Origin of the sequence: Pseudoduganella sp. R-32, from assembly GCF_049913245.1 — a bacterium.
Taxonomy (GTDB): Bacteria; Pseudomonadota; Gammaproteobacteria; order Burkholderiales; family Burkholderiaceae_D; genus Rugamonas.
In genome coordinates, this window is the sequence record NZ_CP183987.1 from 3,450,100 (window position 1) to 3,471,587 (window position 21,488).

General features: G+C 61.7%; 20 protein-coding genes. 15 read left to right on the forward strand and 5 right to left on the reverse strand.

The window, feature by feature from the left end; all coding sequences use genetic code 11:
* The first annotated feature begins 1 nt into the window (after position 1).
* The 8 genes from ACN9MU_RS15900 to ACN9MU_RS15935 all read left to right on the forward strand — a co-directional run bounded on the left by ACN9MU_RS15900 (position 2) and on the right by ACN9MU_RS15935 (position 9,729).
* The gene (locus tag ACN9MU_RS15900; RefSeq protein WP_426343037.1) at positions 2 to 3,130 is read left to right on the forward strand and encodes a DUF6701 domain-containing protein; all 3,129 of its coding nucleotides are present in this window, start codon (positions 2 to 4) and stop codon (positions 3,128 to 3,130) included.
* An 87-nt stretch (positions 3,131 to 3,217) separates the two neighbouring features.
* Positions 3,218 to 4,162, forward strand: a complete 945-nt coding sequence (gene pilM, locus ACN9MU_RS15905) for a type IV pilus biogenesis protein PilM (protein ID WP_426323599.1) — start codon at positions 3,218 to 3,220, stop codon at positions 4,160 to 4,162.
* Positions 4,159 to 4,893, forward strand: coding sequence for an MSHA biogenesis protein MshA (locus ACN9MU_RS15910; protein ID WP_426323601.1), 735 nt, complete (start codon positions 4,159 to 4,161; stop codon positions 4,891 to 4,893). Before pilM ends, ACN9MU_RS15910 begins: the two co-directional genes overlap by 4 nt.
* Positions 4,890 to 5,585: a hypothetical protein gene (locus ACN9MU_RS15915; protein WP_426171999.1), complete on the forward strand. Its 696-nt coding sequence runs from the start codon at positions 4,890 to 4,892 to the stop codon at positions 5,583 to 5,585. Before ACN9MU_RS15910 ends, ACN9MU_RS15915 begins: the two co-directional genes overlap by 4 nt.
* The gene (locus tag ACN9MU_RS15920) at positions 5,582 to 5,938 is read left to right on the forward strand and encodes an MSHA biogenesis protein MshK (RefSeq protein WP_426172001.1); all 357 of its coding nucleotides are present in this window, start codon (positions 5,582 to 5,584) and stop codon (positions 5,936 to 5,938) included. Before ACN9MU_RS15915 ends, ACN9MU_RS15920 begins: the two co-directional genes overlap by 4 nt.
* Entirely contained in the window at positions 5,935 to 7,719 is a 1,785-nt protein-coding gene (gene mshL / locus ACN9MU_RS15925; protein WP_426343038.1) for a pilus (MSHA type) biogenesis protein MshL, read from the forward strand. The genes ACN9MU_RS15920 and mshL overlap by 4 nt, the downstream gene beginning before the upstream one ends.
* A gap of 1 nt (position 7,720) precedes the next feature.
* Positions 7,721 to 8,620, forward strand: coding sequence for an ExeA family protein (locus ACN9MU_RS15930; RefSeq protein WP_426323606.1), 900 nt, complete (start codon positions 7,721 to 7,723; stop codon positions 8,618 to 8,620).
* A complete protein-coding gene (locus tag ACN9MU_RS15935; RefSeq protein WP_426343039.1) occupies positions 8,617 to 9,729 on the forward strand; it encodes a tetratricopeptide repeat protein in 1,113 nt (370 codons plus the stop codon). Before ACN9MU_RS15930 ends, ACN9MU_RS15935 begins: the two co-directional genes overlap by 4 nt.
* On the opposite strand, the gene ACN9MU_RS15940 is transcribed toward ACN9MU_RS15935, so the two are convergent.
* From ACN9MU_RS15940 to ACN9MU_RS15950, 3 genes are all read right to left on the reverse strand, one after another.
* Positions 9,726 to 10,715: an HD-GYP domain-containing protein gene (locus ACN9MU_RS15940; protein WP_426172007.1), complete on the reverse strand. Its 990-nt coding sequence runs from the start codon at positions 10,713 to 10,715 to the stop codon at positions 9,726 to 9,728. The genes ACN9MU_RS15935 and ACN9MU_RS15940 overlap by 4 nt on opposite strands.
* A gap of 16 nt (positions 10,716 to 10,731) precedes the next feature.
* Complete coding sequence (locus ACN9MU_RS15945) at positions 10,732 to 11,886, reverse strand: pyridoxal phosphate-dependent aminotransferase (protein WP_426343040.1); 1,155 nt, start codon at positions 11,884 to 11,886, stop codon at positions 10,732 to 10,734.
* Positions 11,887 to 11,966: 80 nt separating this feature from the next.
* The gene (locus tag ACN9MU_RS15950; RefSeq protein ID WP_426172011.1) at positions 11,967 to 12,416 is read right to left on the reverse strand and encodes a putative toxin-antitoxin system toxin component, PIN family; all 450 of its coding nucleotides are present in this window, start codon (positions 12,414 to 12,416) and stop codon (positions 11,967 to 11,969) included.
* A 32-nt stretch (positions 12,417 to 12,448) separates the two neighbouring features.
* Here ACN9MU_RS15950 and yaaA point away from each other — a divergent pair, with 32 nt between their 5' ends.
* Positions 12,449 to 13,207: a peroxide stress protein YaaA gene (yaaA, locus tag ACN9MU_RS15955; protein WP_426343041.1), complete on the forward strand. Its 759-nt coding sequence runs from the start codon at positions 12,449 to 12,451 to the stop codon at positions 13,205 to 13,207.
* A gap of 48 nt (positions 13,208 to 13,255) precedes the next feature.
* On the opposite strand, the gene ACN9MU_RS15960 is transcribed toward yaaA, so the two are convergent.
* Entirely contained in the window at positions 13,256 to 14,053 is a 798-nt protein-coding gene (locus ACN9MU_RS15960; protein WP_426172014.1) for an outer membrane protein assembly factor BamD, read from the reverse strand.
* A gap of 83 nt (positions 14,054 to 14,136) precedes the next feature.
* On the opposite strand from ACN9MU_RS15960, the gene ACN9MU_RS15965 reads away from it, so the two are divergent.
* Together ACN9MU_RS15965 and pgeF are read left to right on the forward strand one after the other, a co-directional pair.
* Complete coding sequence (locus ACN9MU_RS15965) at positions 14,137 to 15,219, forward strand: RluA family pseudouridine synthase (protein WP_426172016.1); 1,083 nt, start codon at positions 14,137 to 14,139, stop codon at positions 15,217 to 15,219.
* Positions 15,219 to 16,049 carry a peptidoglycan editing factor PgeF gene (gene pgeF, locus ACN9MU_RS15970; protein ID WP_426323617.1) on the forward strand — a complete coding sequence of 277 codons (831 nt, stop codon included), beginning with the start codon at positions 15,219 to 15,221 and terminating at the stop codon, positions 16,047 to 16,049. Before ACN9MU_RS15965 ends, pgeF begins: the two co-directional genes overlap by 1 nt.
* Here pgeF and ACN9MU_RS15975 read toward each other — a convergent pair.
* Complete coding sequence (locus tag ACN9MU_RS15975; protein ID WP_057265381.1) at positions 16,039 to 16,239, reverse strand: hypothetical protein; 201 nt, start codon at positions 16,237 to 16,239, stop codon at positions 16,039 to 16,041. The two genes, pgeF and ACN9MU_RS15975, sit on opposite strands and share 11 nt — an antisense overlap.
* Before the next feature lie 36 nt (positions 16,240 to 16,275).
* On the opposite strand from ACN9MU_RS15975, the gene phaC reads away from it, so the two are divergent.
* The 4 genes from phaC (at position 16,276) to ACN9MU_RS15995 (ending at position 21,433) form a co-directional block, all read left to right on the forward strand.
* Positions 16,276 to 17,994, forward strand: coding sequence for a class I poly(R)-hydroxyalkanoic acid synthase (phaC, locus tag ACN9MU_RS15980; RefSeq protein WP_426323619.1), 1,719 nt, complete (start codon positions 16,276 to 16,278; stop codon positions 17,992 to 17,994).
* 97 nt (positions 17,995 to 18,091) lie between these two features.
* The gene (gene phaR, locus ACN9MU_RS15985) at positions 18,092 to 18,646 is read left to right on the forward strand and encodes a polyhydroxyalkanoate synthesis repressor PhaR (protein ID WP_426172021.1); all 555 of its coding nucleotides are present in this window, start codon (positions 18,092 to 18,094) and stop codon (positions 18,644 to 18,646) included.
* A 75-nt stretch (positions 18,647 to 18,721) separates the two neighbouring features.
* Positions 18,722 to 20,113: a 30S ribosomal protein S12 methylthiotransferase RimO gene (gene rimO, locus ACN9MU_RS15990; protein WP_426343042.1), complete on the forward strand. Its 1,392-nt coding sequence runs from the start codon at positions 18,722 to 18,724 to the stop codon at positions 20,111 to 20,113.
* 153 nt (positions 20,114 to 20,266) lie between these two features.
* Positions 20,267 to 21,433 (forward strand): cystathionine beta-lyase, encoded by a 1,167-nt coding sequence (locus tag ACN9MU_RS15995; protein WP_426343043.1) that lies wholly within the window; start codon positions 20,267 to 20,269, stop codon positions 21,431 to 21,433.
* Positions 21,434 to 21,488: the final 55 nt, after the last annotated feature.

A 21,488-nucleotide genomic window follows, 5' to 3' on the forward strand; every position in this document is an offset into this window, starting at 1 on the left:
AGTGAATAGCCTGTTGTGCCTTCGCCGCCTGCTGCACACTGTCGCCATGCTGATGGCGCTGGTGGCGAGCGCGCACGCCGACACCACCATTTCGCTGTTCAAGAGTTTTGCCGGCAACGTCAATTTTGTCGGGGCCGAAAGGACGCTGCGCAAGGCATCCAATACGACCAATCCTTGCACCATCTATGCGGCCAACGAGACCACGGACGTGACCTTGAGCGGGATTCCAACAACCGCCAAGATCCTCAGCGCCCAGCTTTACTGGGCCGCTTCCGGCACCACCACCGACTACGCCGTGGTGTTCGAAGGCAAGGCGATTACCGCGCCTGCCTCGCGCCAGTACAAGAGCGCTACCGTGGGCTACGATTTTTTCAGCGGCGCCTACGATATTACGGCCGAGGTCACAGCCAAGCGCAATGGCAAATATACGTTTTCCGGCCTGACCATCAATAACTCGGCGAAATGGTGCGATGTGCAGGCCGTGGTTGGCGGCTGGTCAATGGTGGTGGTCTACTCGCTGCCAAGTGAAACATTCAGGGTGCTGAACATCTATGAAGGCTTCCAGTACATCCAGTACAGCAGCGTGAGCCTGTCGCTGTCGAATTTCAAGATTCCGCCGCTGACGACCCAGACCGGTCGTGTGGCGCACATTACCTGGGAAGGCGACGCAACGCTGAGCAGTACTTCGAGCGGCGAATTCCTGACTTTCAACGGCTATTCGATGTCGAATAGCGTGAATCCGCCTGGTAACCAGTTCAATTCGGTCAGCACCATTGCCGGCACGGACTCGGTTTCCTATGGTATCGACTACGACTCGTACACGGTCAGCAGCCCGGTGATCCAGTCCGGGCAGACCAGCGCGACCACCGTGTACCGTTCCGACCAGGACTTGGTGCTGCTGAGCGCGGAGATTATCGCGGTACCGAATACGCCGGTGACCGACCTGGGCATTTCGATCTCGCGCGACCAGGCGCCGACGCTTGGCCAGACCATGGTGTACACGGTAGATGTCACCAATTACGGACCCGCGGCCGAGCCCGGAACCGTGCAGGTGGTCGACAACCTTCCTTCGCAAGTCAGCCTGGTGTATGCGGGCGGCGATGGCTGGACCTGCGCCCAGGCCGGCCAGAAAATTACCTGCAACTACAACACGCCGCTGGATGTGGGCGCCAGTGCGCCGCCGCTGCAACTGACCGTGATGGTCAACGCCGTGACCAATTTGCTCAGCAACACCGTCACCGTCAGCGGAAGCGAGTTCGACAACCAGATGTCGAACAACAGCGACACCGATACCGCTTCGGTCGCCGTCGCGCCTTATGTCTTTACGCAATCGAAGTGCACCAAGGGCGTTGCATTCGGCAGCACCGGGCAATGCCTGTTCATCGACTGGAAGAGCGTGATCGCCGGCGACGATATTCCGGTCTATATCACGCTGGTCAATTCTTCCGGCGTCCCGACCGCGCCAAGTACGACCTTGCCGACGGTGGTGTCGATGCGCTTTGGCATGTCCTGCCAGGACCCGGTCAAGGGATCGTCGGAGTTCGCATCCTTCCCCGACCGCGCCTCGCTGCTGCCGAAATGCGCCGAGAGCAGCGCCACGCCAAGCGGTGCGCAATGGTCGCTGTACCGTGCCCTGGTGGTCGATGCCAACCAGGCCAGCATCAGCAGCCCGCTGACGTTCAATTATTTCGATGTCGGCCGCATCAAGCTGTTCATGCAGGATTCGACAGGCAAGACCGGGGCCAGCGGGCCGGTGGTCATGCGTCCGTACATGCTGGAGATGGAGGTCTTCAAGACTGCCGCCAATGGCGCCCGCACCGACAATCCGGGCGCCAGTACCGCCAGCGGCGGCAAGTTCGCTGCCGCTGGCGAGCCGTTCACGATCCGCGTCGGCGTGCGCACCCGGGACAAGACCAGCGGCACCAAGTATTTTGCACAGAACTTCGGCAACGAGATTTCACCGCGCAGCGTGAACTTCGATCCGAATCCCAGCGATGGGCTGAGCTTCACCGACATGGTGGCGCAGCCAGAGCTGCAAGGCAGCCTCGATCCGTTTTCGCTGGGCCGCTCAAGCGGCACGTTCAAATATCCGGAGGTCGGCATCATTACCGTGAAGGCGACCCTGGCCGGCAACGACTACCTTGGCAGCGGCGGCATCAGCCCGGCCACCACCAATATCGGCCGCTTCGTGCCCGATCATTTCAATACCGCGGTGGAGGCCCCGGATTCGCTGGGCCCAATACTGCCGTGCCCGGCCGACGTTCCTTGCTCCGCCACCAGCGGCATGGTGTATTCGGGGTTGCCGTTTGCCGCCACGGTGACGGCGCATGACGTGGACGGCAACCTGCTGAAGAATTACCGCGGTGCATTTTCCAAAGCCCTTTACATGTGCGGCGCGGGCAACCAGACCCTTGCTCCGCCCAGCGGCGGTGTGTGCCCCGTACTGGTCTTCGGCGCCAGCGCGCCCGACAACGCGCTGCGGCGCGACAAGAAAGCGGCAATGGTGAAAGACAGCGGCGACATCGATTTCGATAACGACGACGGAACCCTGTCGCTATCGGTCGACTACAAGCTGGCGAACCCGTATTCGATTGCCGGCGCCGCAAACACCGGCCGCCAGGCGCCGGTGCTGGTGTACGTACGCGCGACCGATGCCGACGGTGTCAGCTCGCTGTATGGCTACGACGCCGCGCGCGACCTGGTCGAAGGCCAGGTGGTGCTGGTCAACGCGCGCCTGCAGCTGCCGAATCTTTTCGGCTCGGAGCTGCAGTACCAGCCGGTCAACGCGACCGTGCAATATTGGAACGGTACGCGCTGGGCCACCAGCGCCGGGAATTCCATGGCGGACGTGGTCAATCCGGCCTTGTTGCGCTTTACGAACTGCAAGAAAAACCTGCTGTCCGGGACTGCATGCAAGACCGTCCTCGGCGCGACCTCGACCGCGCTGCGGTCCATCAGCAATGGCCAGACGCGCTTCCTGATGAGCGCGCCGGGGGCGGGCAATAACGGCACGGCGGATTACTACTTCGACCCTCTGCTGGCGCCGGAATGGCTGCCCAGTACCGTGGGCAGGGCAACTTTTGGCATTTATCGCAACACACCTGTCACCTATATAAGAGAACTGTACTGACACCGGGGCTGAACGATGGCAAAATATGGCATATTAATCAAACAATTACGGTTGTTTCTTCATCTAAAAGTTTGAAGACAGGGCGCAATGCGATTCTTTTCGAAAGCTAAAAAGGAAAAAGACGCCTGGCTGGTCTTTGCGCCTTTGCCGCAGGGTATGGCCCTGGCGACGATGCGCCGCCAGGGCGCCAGCACGCCCGTGCTGCTTGGCTGTGTGGAGGCGGGGCTGGAAGGCCAAGGGGCGGAAGAAGCCCTGGCGCGTGCGGCGCGGTCGCGCAACGCCGCGCGATTCCGCTGCAGCACGCTGCTCGCCCCCAGCGATTACCAGCTGTTGACGCTGGAGGCGCCCAATGTGCCGCAAGACGAACTGAAAACCGCGGTGCGCTGGCGCATGAAAGACATGCTGGATTTCCACGTCGATGACGCGACCTTCGACGTAATGGCCATTCCGGTGGAACGCGCCAGCGGCCGCACGCCGAGCATGTTTGTGGTGGCGGCACGCAACAGCGTGATCCGCCAGCGCCAGGAACTGTTCTTCGGCGCCGGGATCGACCTGGAAGTGATCGACATCCCCGAGACTGCCCAGCGCAATGTATCGGCCCTGCTGGAACAGGATGGGCGCGGCCTGGCCCTGCTGTCGCTTGGCCCGCAGGGCGGCCTGTTGACCGTTACCTACCTGGGCGAGCTGTACCTGGCGCGCAGGATCGATGTCACGCCGGCGCTGCTGGAAGAAGGCGATGCCGATCGCCGCCATGCCGCGCTGGATCGGCTGATGCTGGAGGTGCAGCGTTCGCTCGACCACTTCGAGCGCCAGTTCGGCTTTGTTTCAATCTCCAGGATGGTTCTGGCCCCTGGTTGCGGCGAATCGCTGCTGAATTACCTGTCGTCGAATATGTACATGCCCGTGGTCCAATGCAAGCTGGAGGAAGTGATCGACTTGTCCGGGGTGCCTGAATTGCTGGACAGCGCGCAGCAGGCGCATTACTTCTTTGCCCTCGGTGCGGCATTGCGCCAGGAAGTGATCGTGCCATGAGCCAGCAGATCAACCTGTTCAACCCGATCTTCATGCGCCAGCGCCACAGCCTCAGTGCGCGCGGCATGGCGTTGGCCCTGTTGGCCTTGATCGCCGGCACCATTGCGATCGTTCTGTTCGCGGGCCGGCAATTGCAGCCTTTGCGCGAGCAGGCGTCGCAGCAAGAGAGCCGATTGAAGGAGCGGCAGGCCCGCATGCAAGCGGTGGCTGTGGAGTTCGCGCCGCGCGCCAGCGACCCGCTGCTGAAGACGGAGCTCGAGACCAAGGAAGCGCGCCTGAAATCCTTGCGGCAGGCGATGCAGATGCTGCACCAGGCTGAAGGCGAAGGCGGACAAGGCTTTGCGGAATATTTTCGCGCCCTGGCGCGCCAGAGCGTCAACGGCTTGTGGCTCACGGAAGTGACGGTGCAGGGCGAGCGGCGCGAGGTGAGCATGCAGGGCCGTGTGCTGCAAGCGGCCCTGGTGCCTGCCTACCTGTCGCGCCTCGGTGGCGAACCCGTATTGCGCGGCAAATCCTTCCGGACCCTGGAATTGGGTCCTGCGCCAGCGCAGGCGCCGGCTGTCGATGCAGCGGGACGCGTGCCGCTTGGCACGCTGCCTCCGGTAGCAGGCAGCACCGCAGCCAGCGCATTGGCCGCTGCCGCCCCTGCACCGGTCGAAGCGCCACCGGCACGTTTCCTTGAATTCCGGCTGCGCAGCACGGCTGCCGCGCCTGGCGGGGGGAATCCATGAAGGCCGCGCTGCTGAGACTGGAACAACGCATCGATGCGATGCCGCTGCCGCGGCGCGTGGCCCTGTTCGCTGCGGGGATCCTGCTGGTTGCAGGTATCGCATGGTTCGGAAAATTCGGACCCATGTTGGCGGAGCGCCAGTCCCTGCAGGCCTCGATCCAGCAAGGACAGGCCCAAGTCGACGCGATTGACAAGCAGATTGCCGCTGCGCTGAAGGCTTATGAATCGGACCCGAACGCCACCATGCGGCGCCGTCTGGCCGCAGTGCAGGAAGAAGCCCGCGCCACCAGCGAGGATTTACTGAACCGCAAGCAGGGCATGGTGCAGCCGCAGCGCATTGTCCCGCTGCTGCAACAGATGCTGGCCGGGCATCCCGGGCTGAAAGTGGTTGGGATGAAGACTTTGCCGGTCAGCGGCTTGCGGGACGGACAGTTCGACCAGGCCGGCACAGCTGCGCCGGGCACGGGGCCGCAGCCGGCCAGCCAGGCCCCGGCGATCCTGTATCGCCACGGTGTCGAGGTGGTGGTGGAGGGCAGCTATGCCGACCTGCTGGGCTATATGGCAACGCTGGAAAAAGTGACGCCGCGCCTGATATGGGGCAGCGCGCGCCTGAACGTGATCAAGCACCCCGAAACCAGCCTGACATTGACGGTGTACACATTGAGTCTCGACGAAACCTGGGTGCAGATATGAGAAAGATCCTGGCCGCCCTGGCGGTCCTCGCCGCCATCCCGGCGCTGGCGCAAACGGCGTTGCCCGACCCGACCAGGCCGCCGCCGGAAGTGCTGGCGCCGCAAGCGGAGCGCAGCGGCCCGGCCGCGGCAGTGCCTGCCGCCGGACCGCAACTGCAGTCGGTGCTGCTGGCACGCCGCCCGGGCGGACGCAAGCTGGCGGTAATCGACGGCGCCATTGTCCCGCTGGGCGGGAAGGTAGGCGGCGCCGTGCTGGTCGAAGTGCGCGAGGGTGCCGTCGTCCTGCAACGCGGGAAGCAAAAACAAGTATTGAAATTGGTATCATCGGGACAGGATAAGGCGCGACAGCCATGACAGAGAAAACGAGCATCTCGAAAGCTTCACAATTTTGCCGGCTGGCGATGGGCAGCGGCGCATTCGCGATGCTGGCAGCATGTACCCAGACGCCGATGCGCGACACCTACAGTTCCATCAGCAAGGAGGTGAAATCCGCCGCGCAGTCGGCTGCGGCCGCGCCCGTCCCGCAGCAGGTTTCGGACGCCTTGCTGCCGTCGGCCGAACAGCTGGCAGGACAGTTGCCCAAGGCACGGCCGGTGCTGGAGGAACGCTTCAATGTGGCGTTCAACGACGTGCCGGCAAACCAGTTCTTCAATTCACTGGTGGCGGGCACCCGTTACAACATGCTGGTGCATCCTGAAGTCAGCGGCAATATCACGGCCAACCTGAAGGACGTCACGATTGCCGAGGCGCTGGAAGCCGTGCGCGAAATGTATGGCTACGATTACCGGATCGAGGGCACGCGCATCACGATCAAGCCGCTGACCATGCAAAGCCGGATGTTCCAGGTGAATTACCTGACCGCATCGCGCCGCGGTTCGTCGAACCTGCGCGTGACGTCGACCTCGGTGCAAAATGCCGGCAACAACGGCAATAACAACAATAACAACGGCGACCAGAACAATAACAACCGCCAGAACCGCAACAACAATAACGGCGATCCGAATTCACCCAATGCCAACGTGCTGGATGAAGCGGCCAATGTCACCACGCGTTCGGAATCCGATTTCTGGGCCGAGCTGAAACTGTCGCTGGAAGCGATCGTCGGCGCCGGCAAGGATGGGCGCGCCGTCGTCATCAGCCCGCAATCGGGCCTGGTGGTGATCCGCGGCATGCCGGAGGACTTGCGCAACGTCGACCGCTACCTGAAAGCGACGCAGCTGGCGGTGGCGCGCCAGGTCATCCTCGAGGCAAAAATCCTGGAGGTGGAGCTGAGCGAAAAGGCGCAGTCCGGCATCAACTGGGCGGCTTTCGGCTCGCGCATTTCGGCCGGCATGGTCGGTCCCGGCACGACGCTGGCGCCGCGCATCAATGGCGTCAATTCCCTGCTGAGCCAGCCGAACGGCATGTCCGGTACGCCCGGCACGACCCTGGTAACGGCCACCAGCGCGGCTGGGTCGCTGTTCGGCCTGGCATTCCAGAACTCCAATTTTGCCGCGCTGATCTCCTTCCTGGAGTCGCAGGGCACGGTGCATGTGCTGTCCAGCCCGCGCATCGCCACGCTGAACAACCAGAAGGCGGTGCTGAAGATCGGCACCGACGAGTTCTTCGTCACTGGGGTCAGCACCACCACCAATACCAATGCGACCGGCAATGGCACGGTGTCGCCGAACGTGACGCTGCAGCCTTTCTTCTCCGGGGTGGTGCTGGACGTGACGCCGCAGATCGATGACAAGGGCAACATCATCCTGCACGTGCATCCCTCGGTAAGCCAGGTGTCGACGGTGAACAAGAATATCAACCTCGGCAATGCCGGCAGCCTGAACCTGCCGCTGGCGGCGTCGGCCACTTCTGAAATGGATAGCATGGTGCGCGGCGAGAACGGCAGCGTGGTGGCGATCGGCGGCCTGATGCGCCAGTCGACCAGTGCCGACCGCTCGCAGATTCCGGTTGCCGGCCGCATTCCCGTGATCGGCAGCCTGTTCCGCAGCACTGCGGACAGCATCCAGAAGCGCGAGCTGGTGGTCCTGATCAAGCCAACGATTGTCGATACGGCCAGCGACTGGAGCCAGGACCTGATGGAGAGCAGCCGCCGCATCGAGCTCCTCGATCCGAAGCAGACCACGGGGCGCCGCTGATATGTACGAGAGCCACTTCGGCTTGCGCGAGGCGCCATTCGGCATTACGCCGGATACCAGCTTTTTCTTCAAGAGCCCGCACTCGCAGGAAGCGCTGAACACCTTGCTGGTGGCTGCGCGCAGCGGCGAGGGCTTCATCAAGATCACGGGCGAAGTCGGCACGGGAAAGACCCTGCTGTGCCGCACGTTCATGAAAACGCTGGGCGAGGATTTCGTCACGGCCTATTTGCCCAATCCGCTGCTTGAGCCGCGCACCCTGATGCTGGCCCTGGCCGACGAACTGGAATTGCCGCTGGCGAGCGATGTCGACCAGCACCAGCTCCTGAAGTCGCTGACCGCACGCTTGCTGGAGCTGGCAGGGCAAGGCAAGCGCGTGGTGCTGTGCATCGACGAGGCGCAGACGATTCCGCGCGAGAGCCTGGAGGCGCTGCGCCTGCTGACCAACCTGGAAACCGAGAAGCGCAAGCTGCTGCAGATCGTGTTGTTCGGACAGCCCGAACTCAATGAACACCTGCAGGCGCAGTCGATCCGCCAGCTGGCGCAGCGCATCACATTCCAGCACGACCTCGGCGGGTTGACGCGCGACGACATGGAATACTACCTGGCGCACCGGCTGCGCGTGGCGGGGTTTACGGGCGCGCGCCTGTTCAGCAAAGGCGCGGTGAGCAAGCTGTTTGCCGCCAGCCGTGGCATACCGCGGCTGGTCAACATCATCGCGCACAAGGCCATGCTGGCCGCCTACGGCGAAGGGCGCCAGCGCATTGATGCGCACCACGTCAAGCTGGCCGCCAGGGATACCGCCGTGGCGCGCCAGCGCGGCTGGCCGTGGCTGGCCACGGGTCTTGCCCTGGCCGCACTGGCTGCTGCGGGCGCATTGCTGTCTTACCGGTTGACTTTATGAGCCTGATTAACAAAATGCTGCAAGACCTGGATGCCAGGGGTGGCGCGCCAAAAGGGGCCGGCCTGTCGGATTCCGTGCAGGCAGTCCAGCAACGGTCTTCCCGAAATCATGTGGTCTTGATTGCTGCTGCGGCAGCGATTGTCGTCGTATCGGTGGCCGGTTTTGCCGGCTGGCGCTATCTGCGCAATGCGCCGGCGGATGCGGTACCTGCGCCTGCCACAGGAGTGATCCGGCAGGCGACAGTCGCGGAAAAGCCGCAAGCGACGCCACCTGAACAAATGGTCGATGGCTTGCAACTGCCCGCCGCAAACGAGGCCGCGGCCCCTGCGCCGCCAGCGGCTGGCGCCAGGGAAGGAGCGGAAGCAGGGGCTCCGGCACTGGCCAAACCGCCTGGCGCCAGCCTGGTCAAGCGCGATGACAGCGGCGCGGCAAGCAAGGCTCCGGTGCGCCGTCGCGAAGGCGCCGGACCGGCGGCCGTGCCGTCGCCATTGCGCGCCGCGGCCAACGCCGGTGGTGCGGTGTCGCCTGCATCGCGAGAGACCGGTGCACAGGCCTCAGCGACGGCACTGTTCCAGCGTGCACAGGGCAAGCTCGCGTCCGGGCGCGTAGCGGAAGCCATTGTGGACCTCGAAGCTGCGCTCGACATCGACCAGCGCTACCTGGCGGCACGCGAGACTCTGGTTGGCGTACTGGTGGAGTCCGGCCAGCAGGCCGATGCGATGCGCCATTTGAGGCGCGCACTGGCGCTGAATCCGGAGCAGTCGGGCATGGCCATGCTGCTGGCGCGCCTGCAACTCGAGCACGGCAGCGGCGCCCTCGATACACTGGAACAAAGCCTGCCTTACGCGCAATCGAATCCCGACTACCGCGCGATGATGGCCGGAGTGCTGGAGCGGGCTGGCCGTCATCGCGAGGCCGCCCTGCATTATCAGGCGGCCGTGCAGCTGCAGCCGGCCAATGGCGTCTGGTGGATGGGGCTTGGGATTGCGCTGCAGGGCGACAAGCGTAACGCGGAAGCAAAGCCGGCCTTCCAGCGTGCGCTGGATTCAGGGCGCCTGTCGCCGGAACTGCAAGCCTTCGTCGAACGGCGCCTCCAGCAGCTCAATTAAAGCGCGGCCTGAGCGCCCCAGATCTGCTTCATGCTGAAGCGCAGTTCCGCCTGGTCCTCGGTGAGGGCCTCGAGGATTGCGCATTGCGGCTGGTCGGTGCGGCGTTGCACCGACGCTGGCAGGGCCTTGCCGGCCGCATCGCGCATGCAGTGCACCTCCAGCGCGCCGTCGCCGCTGTCGCGCCCCGTCACCACGCCCAGTTCTCCGTTCGCCAGGCGCACCAGCACGCCGGGCGGGTATTTGCCGAGCTGGCGGTGGAATTGCTCCTGCAAGACCGGATCGGCTGGATGCAGAGGGTCGTGCAGGAGCTTTTCGAGCGCCTCGTCCGGCAGCATGGAGCAGCGGTAATTGCGCGCCGAAACACGTGCGCAATAGCGATCGGCCAGGCTAAGCAGGCGGGCGTTGTGAGTGATCTGCTCGCGAGTCATGCCGGCCGGGTAGCCGCTGCCGTCGTCGTTCTCATGGTGCATCAGGACGCAGGAAATCCACTCGTCATCCTCAACGCCTGCATACTTCAGCATTTCCGCGCTGTCTTCCGGGTGCCGGCGCACGATCGCCATTTCTTCGCTATTCAGCGTGCCGGGCTTGCACTGGAAGTTGTCGTGGTGCCGCAGCATGCCGACGTTCATGGTGAGCGCGGCGGCAGTCAAGGAAATCACTTCATCGGATGCCTTGTCCAGGCCGCGCGCGACCAGGATCACCACGATGGCGGTTTCAATGCAATGGCGTACCGCATACGTGCCGGCGATCTGGTTCAGGAACAGGCAGGCCAGTGCGATGTCGGGGTTCATTTCGACCGCGCGCACCACTTCGCGCGCGATGTTGCGCAAATCGGCATCGGCATTGCGCTCGTTGCGCAAATCCCCCAGCAGCTTTTCCAGGCGCTTGTTGGCGAGGTTGAGTTCATGCAGCACGGACGGAGGCGGCTCCAGCCGCGATCCGCCTTCCATGCCGAGGTCCTGCAAGCTGTTGAGGTACTGGTTCATGGTTTTTCCCCTCGTGTTACACGCGCGCCAGTCGCTTCAATGCAAGCGCCAGCGTCTCGTCCTTCTTGGCAAAGCAGAAGCGCACAATGCCCGAATCCTTGCCGTTGCGGTAGAACGCCGAAACCGGAATGGCGGCGACCTTGATTTCGCTGGTCAGCCATTCCGCGAAGTCCGCTTCCGATTGCGCGGAAATGCGGTCGTAGCGCACGCACTGGAAGTAGGTGCCATCCGCCGGCAGCAACTCGAAGCGGCTGCCTTCCAGGCCTTTGCGAAACAGGTCGCGCTTGTGCTGGTAGAAGGCGGGCAGTCCCACATATGGCGCGGGATCGGCCATGTAGCTGGCAATGCCGTGCTGCATGGGAGTGTTCACCGAGAACACGTTGTACTGGTGGACCTTGCGGAATTCGAGCGACATCATGGCAGGCGCGGCGACATAGCCAACCTTCCAGCCCGTGACGTGATAGGTCTTGCCGAAGCTGGAGACCACGAACGAGCGCTCGGCCAGGTCCGGGTAGCGGGACATGGACTCGTGGCGCTGGCCGTCATAGACCATGTGCTCATACACTTCATCGGACAGGATCAGGATCCCGGTGTCGCGCACGATTGCGCGCAGCGCCTCCATGTCGGCCGCGCGCAGCACGCTTCCGGTTGGATTGTGCGGCGTGTTGATGATGATCATGCGGGTGCGCTCCGTCACGGCTGCATCCACCCGCGGCCAGGGCACGCTGAAGCCGCCGTGCGGCGAAAGGTCCATCTGCACCAGCACCGGCACGCCGCCGGCCAGTTCGATGGCGGGCAGGTAGCTGTCGTAGGCTGGCTCGATCACGATCACTTCGTCGCCGGGGTGCACGCTGCACAGGATGGCCGTGGTCAGCGCTTCCGTCGCACCCGGCGTGACGGTGATCTCGGTGTTGACGTCGTAATGGTGGCCGTAGACGCGGCTGATTTTCTCGGCGATGGCCTGGCGCAGTTCGAGCGCGCCGATGCCGGGCGGGTACTGGTTAAAGCCTTCGCGCATGGCGACGGTGACCATGTCGACCAGCTTGGGGTCGCAGGCGAAATCAGGAAAGCCCTGGCCCAGGTTGACCGCACCGTGTTGTCCGGCCAGGGCCGACATGCGCGAAAAAATAGTGGTACCGATGTGCGGCAGCCGGGAAGTCAGTTGTTTCATCGTGCTTAGGAAAAGGACATTTTTTCCATTCTAGCGCAGCGGAATAAAACAAGTGTTGCCCCGAGGGTAAAACTGGAATGTCAAGCCTCCAGGCTCCATTTTTCCGGCTGCATGACCTTGAACATGCCGGCTTTCGCGAGTCGCTTGGCAAGTTTGAGCAGGGCCTTGTCCTTGGTGATCAGGATGTCGGCCTGGGCGTCGCGCGCCAGCTCCAGGAACTTCTGGTCGTCGCGGTCGGTGCAAACCGGCAGCCGCGCGCCCGATTCCGGTGGCTGCACTACCTTGATGTACTGGTCGAAACGGGCCGCGCTGGCAGGGCGCGTGCTTTCATCGAGCGGCAGGTGAGGGTAGTTCAGGACGAACAGGTATTCGGCGCGGCAATCGGCGCGGGTGATCGCTTCGACCGCGCCGCTTTCGATTGCCGCCAGCAGCGATGCCCAGCGCGGATCCTGGAAAACGAACAGGTCGAGGCAGACATTGGTGTCGATGACGATGCGCTTCGGAGCATTTTGCAGTGGAACAGGTATCATGTCGGGGTTTTTCGTTTTGAATATTGAATCTTATGCTGATTGTGCTGTCGCCTGCCAAAAGTCTTGACCTGGAAACTCCGCCAACCACCAAACTCGCAACGCAGCCTGCGTTCCTTGATCATTCGGAGCAGTTGATCGATCGCCTGCGTGGTTTTTCGCCAAATGAACTGGGCGAGCTGATGGACCTGTCCGATGCCTTGTCGACGCTGAACGTGGCCCGCTATGCTTCATGGACCAAAGATACCAGCGAGGCGCGCCAGGCAGTCATGACCTTCAACGGCGACGTCTATGACGGTCTTGATGCGCGCAGCATGTCGGCGAAACAGCTCGATTACACCCAGTCGCGCATCCGCATCCTGTCCGGCCTGTACGGCATGCTGAAGCCTTTGGACCTGATTCACCCGCACCGCCTGGAAATGGGCACCCGCCTGCAAAACCCGCGCGGCAAGAATCTCTACGAATTCTGGGGCGACATGATCACCGAGGCGCTGAACAAGGAAGGCTCGCCGGTGCTGGTCAACCTGGCTTCGGACGAGTATTTCAAGTCGGTCAAGCCGAAGAAGCTGGATATGCCGGTCATTACGCCAGTCTTCGAAGACTGGAAGGGCGGCAAATACAAGATCATCTCGTTCTTCGCCAAGCGCGCACGCGGCATGCTGGCGCGCTATGCGGCGGTGAACAACATCACCGATCCGGTCAAGCTGAAGAAATTCGATGTGGATGGCTACAAATTCGAAGCTGACGCCTCGAACGATACTACCTGGGTATTCCGCCGCAAGATCGCAGCCTGACAAGGGCTTGGGGTCTGACCCTATGGGTCCGACCCCGGTTTGCCGGTTTTACCAAATGTTATACCAGGCCTTCTTCTTGAGCCCGTCATCTGCCAGCATCTTGCTTTCAGGGAAGTTCTTGTCGAAGACGCGCTTGGTGTCATCGCGCAGGGTCGTGTTGCCCATCTTATCGTAGCCGCGGTACATGATGGCCAGCGCTTCTTCGATCGAAGGCGAGTCCGCGTAATCGGTCAGCACGCCCTGTGCACGGTTGATCGCTGCCAGGTAGGCGCCGCGGCGGTAGTAATAACGCGCCACATAGACTTCATACTTGGCCATCGCGTTGATCAGGTACTTCATGCGATCGATGGCGTCCGGCGTGTATTTGCTTTCGGGAAACTTTTCAACCAGTGCCTTGAAGGCGGCGAACGCTTCGCGCGTTGCTTTCGGGTCGCGTTCCGCCGGGTCCTGCTCATACAGGAAGTTCAGCAAGCCGATCGAATCGTTGAAATTCACCAGGCCGCGCAGGTAGTACATGTAGTCAACGTTCGGATGGTTCGGGTGCAGCTTGATGAAGCGCTCCACGGCTGCCAGCGCCTGGGCCTGGTCTTGCGCCTTGTAGTGGGAATAAGCGATTTCCATTTGCGCCTGCTGCGCATACGTGCCGAACGGGTAGCTGGATTCAAGGCGTTCGAAGAGCTGGACGGCACGTTCATAGTTGCCGCTAGCCTGTTCATCCTTGGCCTCCGAGTATAATTTCGTTGCGGACCAGCCTCGAGTCTCGTCTGCACGTTCTGGTAACAGGCCACAAGCTGACAAACTAAACAGTACGACTGTTGCTGCAACTACTGATAATTTTTTTTGCATGTTGATGTGCAAGGAATCGTTAACCAAAATACTAAACTTGGCTGATTATAGCCGATGGGAATGCTGTGATATTGAAACCTGAGATGAATTCGGCAGAACAAGTGCCTGATAACGATTTTGACGCCGATTTTGAAGGTGATTTAACGGCCGATCCCCTCGCGCCGATCGAACTCGAACTGAGTAAATCCGATTGCGGCGAGCGCCTGGACAAGGTGGTGGCGCGCATGGTGCCCCAGTTTTCGCGCGGCCGCCTGCAATCCTGGATTGAAGAGGGCCATATTACCGTCGACGGCAAGCCGGCCAAAGTGCGCGCCACCGTGTATGGCGATGAAAAGATCCTGGTCATCCCCCAGCCGGCGCCGGAAGACGTGGCATTTACGCCGGAAGACGTGCCGCTGGATATCGTTTTCGAAGACGATAACCTGCTGGTGATCAATAAACCGGCAGGCCTGGTGGTCCATCCGGGCGCCGGCAACTGGTCCGGCACCATGCTGAACGGCTTGCTGCACCGTTGGCCGCAACTGGGCGGGGTGCCGCGCGCCGGCATTGTGCATCGCCTCGACAAGGATACCAGCGGCCTGATGGTAGTCGGCAAGGACTTGCCGACCCAGACCGACCTGGTGCGCCAACTGCAAGCGCGTACCGTGAAGCGCGTGTACTGGTGCATCGTTTGGGGGACTCCGCGCATGAGCGGCACCATCGATGCGTCCATGGGCCGCGACCAGAAGGATCGCGTGAAAATGGCGGTGTCGACCAGCATGGGCTCGAAACCGGCCATTACCCATTACCAGCGCCTGGCCGAAGGCGTGCTGGACGGCCGTCCTGTATCGCTGGTGCAGTGCCGCCTGGAGACGGGCCGCACCCACCAGATCCGCGTGCACATGGCGCATTTGGGCTTCTCGCTGATCGGCGACCAGGTCTACGGCAAGCAGCATATGGCCAGCGTGTTCCCTCGCCAGGCGCTGCAGGCGCGCCGCCTCGGCCTGGTGCACCCTGCGACCGGCGAACAGATGGAATGGGTAGTGCCGCTGGCGGATGACTTCAAGGAGCTGATGGACCGGGCCGGCATCGAGGAGCCGGACGAGTCGGTACTGTCGGCCGCCGCGGCGACGCACGGGGAGTTTGAAGACTACGATATCTACGACGACGAATTCGACGACGAATAATGCAGCAATCTTTCCAGGGAGCGCAATGGCTGGTGCCTGACTGGCCCGGTGCTCCGGCCAATATCGGTTTTGTCTGTACCACGCGGCGCGGCGGCGTGAGCCCCGATCCTTATGGGCCGGGCCCGCAGGCCATCGCTACCAGTGGCGGCGGCCTGAACCTGGGTGTTCATGTCGGCGACGATCCATCGAATGTCGCGTTCAACCGGGCAATCCTGCGCGGGCGCTTGCCGACGGAGCCGGCGTGGCTGTCGCAGGTGCATGGTGCGGCGGTCGTGCGTGCGGATCGCCTGGGGCGCGGCAGCACCCCGGAGGCCGATGCCAGTATCGCGGCCATGCCGGGCGCAGTGTGCGCCATCCAGACGGCGGACTGCCTGCCGGTGCTGTTCACCGACCGGGCCGGCACGGTCGTGGGCGCAGCCCATGCGGGCTGGCGCGGCCTGGCGGGCGGCGTGCTCGAGGCGACGGTCGACGCCATGCGCGCCGAGGCCGGCGAAGGCGAGATCATCGCCTGGCTTGGCCCGGCAATCGGTCCGCAAGAATTCGAGGTCGGCGAGGAGGTGTTGGCAACCTTCCTGGCCGGTGCTGCTTCGGCGGGCGAACGGGCGGCGGGCGAGGCCGCCGTGCGTGCCGCCTTCGTGGCGCGGCCGGAACAGCCTGGCAAATACCTGGCGGATATTTACGCACTGGCCCGGCTTGCGCTGCGCCGGGTCGGCGTAACAGATGTCAGCGGCGGCGATTTATGTACAGTCACCGACGCCAGCCGCTTCTATTCCTACCGCAGGGACAAGGTCACTGGAAGGCAGGCGAGTTTGATCTGGATCAAGGAGTAGGTGGTTCATTGCGACGGGCGGCTTCGGCTGCCCGTTTGCGTTTGCGGCGTTTGCCGCCTGTTAGATAAAATAGTATTCCTAATGGCAACAGGCCATACAGCAGGAAGGTCATGATGCCCGCGACCACGGTTGGTTCCGTGAAAGCCATCAGGATTGTGACGTAGAGCCAGGCAACAGCAACAATCAACATTTTTTTCCAAAATTGTATTTTTAACGGACTCAAAAAATGAACATGCCCGACCCGCAAGCCTTCGCAAACGCATGGATGACGCAAATCAGCGATCCTCAGCAATGGCAATCCTGGTTCAAGATGATGCCGGAGATGGATGCTGTCCCAGGCGCCGCCCTGCTGCGCGATGCAGGTGCAACCGTCCGCCCGGAGGCGATGGAGCAGCTGCGCAACGAGTATATGGGCGAGTTCGGCGCGCTGTGGCAGGAATTCCTGGCCGGTAAGGCGCCTTCCCTGAAGGACCGCCGCTTTTCGTCCGAAGCCTGGCAGGGCAATCCGGTGTCCGCGTTCAATGCGGCATCATACCTGCTAAACAGCAAATTCCTCATGCAAATGGCGGAAGCCGTTGACGCGAGCCCTCACCAGAAACAGAAAATCCGCTTCGCCGTCCAGCAGGTGGTCGATGCCATGTCGCCGGCCAACTTCCTGGCTACGAACCCGGAAGCGCACCAGAAGCTGATCGAGACCAAGGGCGAAAGCCTGACCAAGGGCCTGGCCAACCTGCTGGGCGATATCCAGAAGGGCCATATTTCCCTGTCCGACGAGAAAGCGTTCGAAGTGGGCCGCAACCTGGCCACGACCGAAGGCCAGGTAGTGTTCGAAAACGAGCTGTTCCAGTTGATCCAGTACACGCCGCTGACCAAGACCGTGCATGAGCGGCCCTTGCTGATGGTGCCGCCTTGCATCAACAAATACTACATCCTCGACCTGCAACCGGAGAATTCCCTGGTGCGTTATGCGGTGGAGCAGGGCAATACCGTGTTCCTGGTCTCCTGGCGCAATCCCGACCAGTCGCTGGCCGGCACCACCTGGGATGACTATATCGAGAAAGGCGTGATCAACGCGATCAACATCGCCCGCGACATCACGAAGCAGGACAAGCTCAATGTGCTCGGCTTCTGCGTCGGCGGAACCTTGCTGTCGACAGCACTGGCGGTGCTGGCGGCGCGCGGCGAACAGCCGGCGGCCGGCATCACGCTGCTGACCACCTTCCTCGATTTCAGCGACACCGGCGTGCTGAACGTCTTCGTCGACGAACCGCAGGTGCAATTGCGTGAGCAGACCCTGAAGTCGGGCGGCCTGATGCCGGGCCGCGACCTGGCCAGTACCTTCTCCAGCCTGCGCCCGAACGACCTGGTGTGGAATTACGTGCAGTCCAACTACCTGAAGGGCAATGAGCCGCCGCCGTTTGACCTGCTGTACTGGAATTCCGACTCGACCAACCTGCCAGGCCCGATGTTCTGCTGGTACCTGCGCAACACCTACCTGGAAAACAGCCTGAAAGTGCCGGGCAAGCTGACCGTGGCGGGCGAAAAAGTCGACTTGTCGAAAATCCAGGCGCCAGCTTTCATCTACGCTTCGCGCGAAGACCACATCGTGCCATGGAACTCGGCCTACCTGTCGACCAGGATCCTGAACAACAAGAATCCCGAGCTGAACAAGTTCATCTTGGGCGCCTCCGGCCATATCGCCGGCGTAATCAATCCGGCCGCCAAGAAAAAGCGCAGCTACTGGACCAATGACGCCCGCCCGGCCTCGCATGAAGAGTGGTTCAGCGGCGCGGCCGAGCATCCGGGAAGCTGGTGGGGCGAGTGGTCGGAATTCCTGGCGGCGCACGGCGGCAAGGGCGTCAAGGCGCGCACCAAGCTGGGTAATACCAGATACGAACCAATTGAGGCGGCACCTGGGCGATATGTAAAAGCTAAGGCTGATTGATTTTTGGTAACGTTAAGTTGCAATGCAATATTGTCGTGCCAAAAGCTTTTTTTTCGCCCTATAATGGGCTAGCAAATATTATCAACGGGACACAGCGATGAGTAGTGCAAAGAAAAGTACTGAACGTTTGATTAAGAAATACCCAAATCGCCGTCTTTACGATACCCAGACCAGTTCCTACATTACGCTGACGGACGTGAAACAGCTCGTGCTGGATGCCGAGGAATTCACGGTCGTCGACGCCAAGACCAATGAAGACCTGACCCGCAGCATCCTGCTCCAGATCATCCTGGAAGAGGAGGCGAGCGGCGTTCCGATGTTCTCTACGGACGTACTTGCACAAATCATCCGTTTCTACGGCCATGCAATGCAAGGCATGATGGGTTCTTACCTGGAAAAGAATATCCAGGCATTTACCGATATCCAGCGCAAATTCACGCAAGGCGCTGCAACTTTCGATGGCAAGACTTTCAGCCCCGAAATGTGGACCCAGTTTATGAATGTGCAAGCGCCTATCATGCAGGGCATGATGAATAACTACATCGACCAGTCGAAGAGCCTGTTTGTGCAAATGCAGGAGCAAATGCAAAACCAGAGCAAGAATATCTTCGGCACTTTCCCGTTTGCTGCACCGCCAACAGATAAAAAGTAAGGCCAAAAAGAGGGGCGTCCAGCCCCTCTTTTGCTATAATGGTGGATTGCCCTGAATCATCATCAGCACTCTGCCATGCAATCCAAGCAAATCACCCGCATCACTCCCGCCGACGGCGCACCAGCTCCAAAAGTAGGTTTTGTTTCCCTCGGCTGCCCTAAGGCGCTGGTCGACTCCGAACAGATCCTGACCCAGCTTCGCGCCGAAGGCTATGAAACCGCCAAGTCCTACGACGGCGCCGACCTCGTGATCGTGAACACCTGCGGCTTCATCGACGCCGCCGTGCAGGAATCGCTGGATGCCATCGGCGAAGCGCTGGCTGAAAACGGCAAGGTGATCGTGACCGGCTGCCTGGGCGCCAAGAAGGACAAGGACGGCGACGACATCATCCAGAAGGTGCACCCGAAGGTGCTGGCCGTGACCGGCCCGCATGCCGTGGGCGAGGTGATGGCACAGGTGCATACCCACTTGCCTAAGCCGCACGAGCCGTTCATCGACCTGCTGCCGCCGCAGGGCATCAAGCTGACCCCCAAGCATTACGCTTACCTGAAGATTTCCGAAGGCTGCAACCACCGCTGCTCGTTCTGCATCATCCCTTCGATGCGCGGCGACCTGGTGTCGCGCCCGATCGCTGAACTGATGCTGGAAGCGGAGAACCTGTTCAAGGCCGGCGTGAAGGAACTGCTGGTGATCTCGCAGGATACTTCCGCTTACGGCGTGGACGTGAAGTTCCGCTCCGGTTTCTGGAATGGCCGTCCGGTGAAGACCCATATGACCCAGCTGACCCAAGCTCTGGGCGAGCTGGCCAGGCAGTACGGCGCGTGGGTGCGCCTGCACTATGTTTATCCTTACCCGCACGTGGATGAAATCATTCCGATGATGGGCGACGGCCATGTCCTGCCTTACCTGGACGTTCCGCTGCAGCACGCGCATCCGGATGTGCTGAAGCGCATGAAGCGTCCGGCTTCCGGCGAGAAGAACCTGGAGCGCATCCTGAAATGGCGCGAGATGAATCCTGAGCTGGTGATTCGTTCGACCTTTATCGCCGGTTTCCCTGGCGAGACCGAGGCTGAATTCGAGTACCTGCTGGACTTCCTGAAGGAAGCGCAGATCGACCGCCTGGGTTGCTTCGCATACTCGCCGGTGGAAGGTGCTACTGCGAATGAGCTGGCGAATCCGGTGCCGGATGAAGTGCGCGAAGAGCGCCGCGGCCGCGTGATGCTGCTGCAGGAAGAGATTTCGCGCAACCGGCTGAAGGCCAAGGTTGGCAAGACCGTGAAGGTGCTGATCGATGAGCTGACGCCTAGCGGTGCGATTGGCCGTTCGGCTGCGGATGCGCCGGAGATTGATGGCGTGGTGCACGTCAAGCGTCCGTTTGATCCGAAGAAGAAGCTGGCGGTTGGCCAGTTCTACGATGTTGAGATCAGCACTGCCGATGCTCACGACTTGTGGGGGGAAGCGCAGTAAAACCGGTAAACCAGGGTCCGACCCAAGGGTCAGACCCAGTCTACACAGCGGCCGCGGGTCAAAAGCGCACAAGCAAACTGATACCGGCTGAGCCGAGAGTGTCAGACCCTTGGGTCTGACACTGGTTTACCGGTTTTGGCTAGAATAGGTGCCATGACCTCCAAAAAGCACCTCCAAACCCAGATCATCCACACGGACTACGTGCCGCCCGAAGGCTTCGCCGCCTTCCCCAGCGCGATCCACCACGCGTCCACGGTCCTGTTCAAGAACGTCGCCGCCATGCGTTCCGGCGACTGGAAAGAAAAGAACGCCTATACCTACGGCCTGCACGGCACGCCCACCACCTTCACCCTCGAAGCGCGCCTGGCTGAAATCGAAGGCGGCCAGCACTGCCTGCTGGCCCCCAGCGGCCTCGCCGCCATCGCCATGTGCGACTTCGCACTGCTGAAATCCGGCGACGATGTGCTGCTGCCCGATAACGTCTACAGTCCCAACCGCGATCTCGGCAAATGGCTGACCGCCGATTTCGGCATCACCGCGCGCTTGTACGACCCCATGATCGGCGCCGGCATCGCAGAGCTGATTCAGCCCAACACACGCCTGATCTGGACCGAAGCCCCCGGCTCTGTATCGATGGAAGTGCCTGACCTGCGCGCGATCTGCGACGCGGCCAAGCAGAAGGGCGTGCTGGTCGCACTCGACAATACCTGGTCCGCCGGCCTGGCCCTGCGCGGTTTCGACCTCGGCGTCGACATCGTGATGCAGGCGCTGACCAAATACCAGTCGGGCGGCTCCGACGTGTTGATGGGTGCCCTGGTCACGCGCGATCCGCTGTTGCACGAGCGCCTCAGCATGGCCCACATGCGCCTGGGCATGGGCGTCAGCGCCGACGATACCTACCTCGTGTTGCGCAACCTGCCGACGTTGAAGATCCGCTTCGAGACCCACGACGCCTCCGCGCGCAAGGTTGCAAGCTGGCTGAAGGCCCGTCCGGAAATCCGCAAAGTGCTGCACCCCGCCTTCGAAGATTGCCCCGGCTACGAAAACTGGAAGCGCGATTTCACTGGCGCGGGCGGCCTGTTCTCCGTGCTGTTCGACGAGAAATTCACTGAAGAGCAAACCGACCGTTTCGTCGACTCGCTCAAACTGTTCGGCATTGGTTACAGCTGGGGCGGCGCGCACAGCCTGTGCATCCCCTATCGCATCCAGGCCATGCGCAAGAACTGGAAAGAGAAGGGCACCCTGGTGCGTTTCAACATCGGCCTCGAAGATCCCGAAGACCTGATCGCCGACATCGAGCGCGCGCTGGCAACCATGTAGCTAGTTAGCTATCTATGCGATTGATCAATACTATGGCGTGCGCGTATTGATCGAT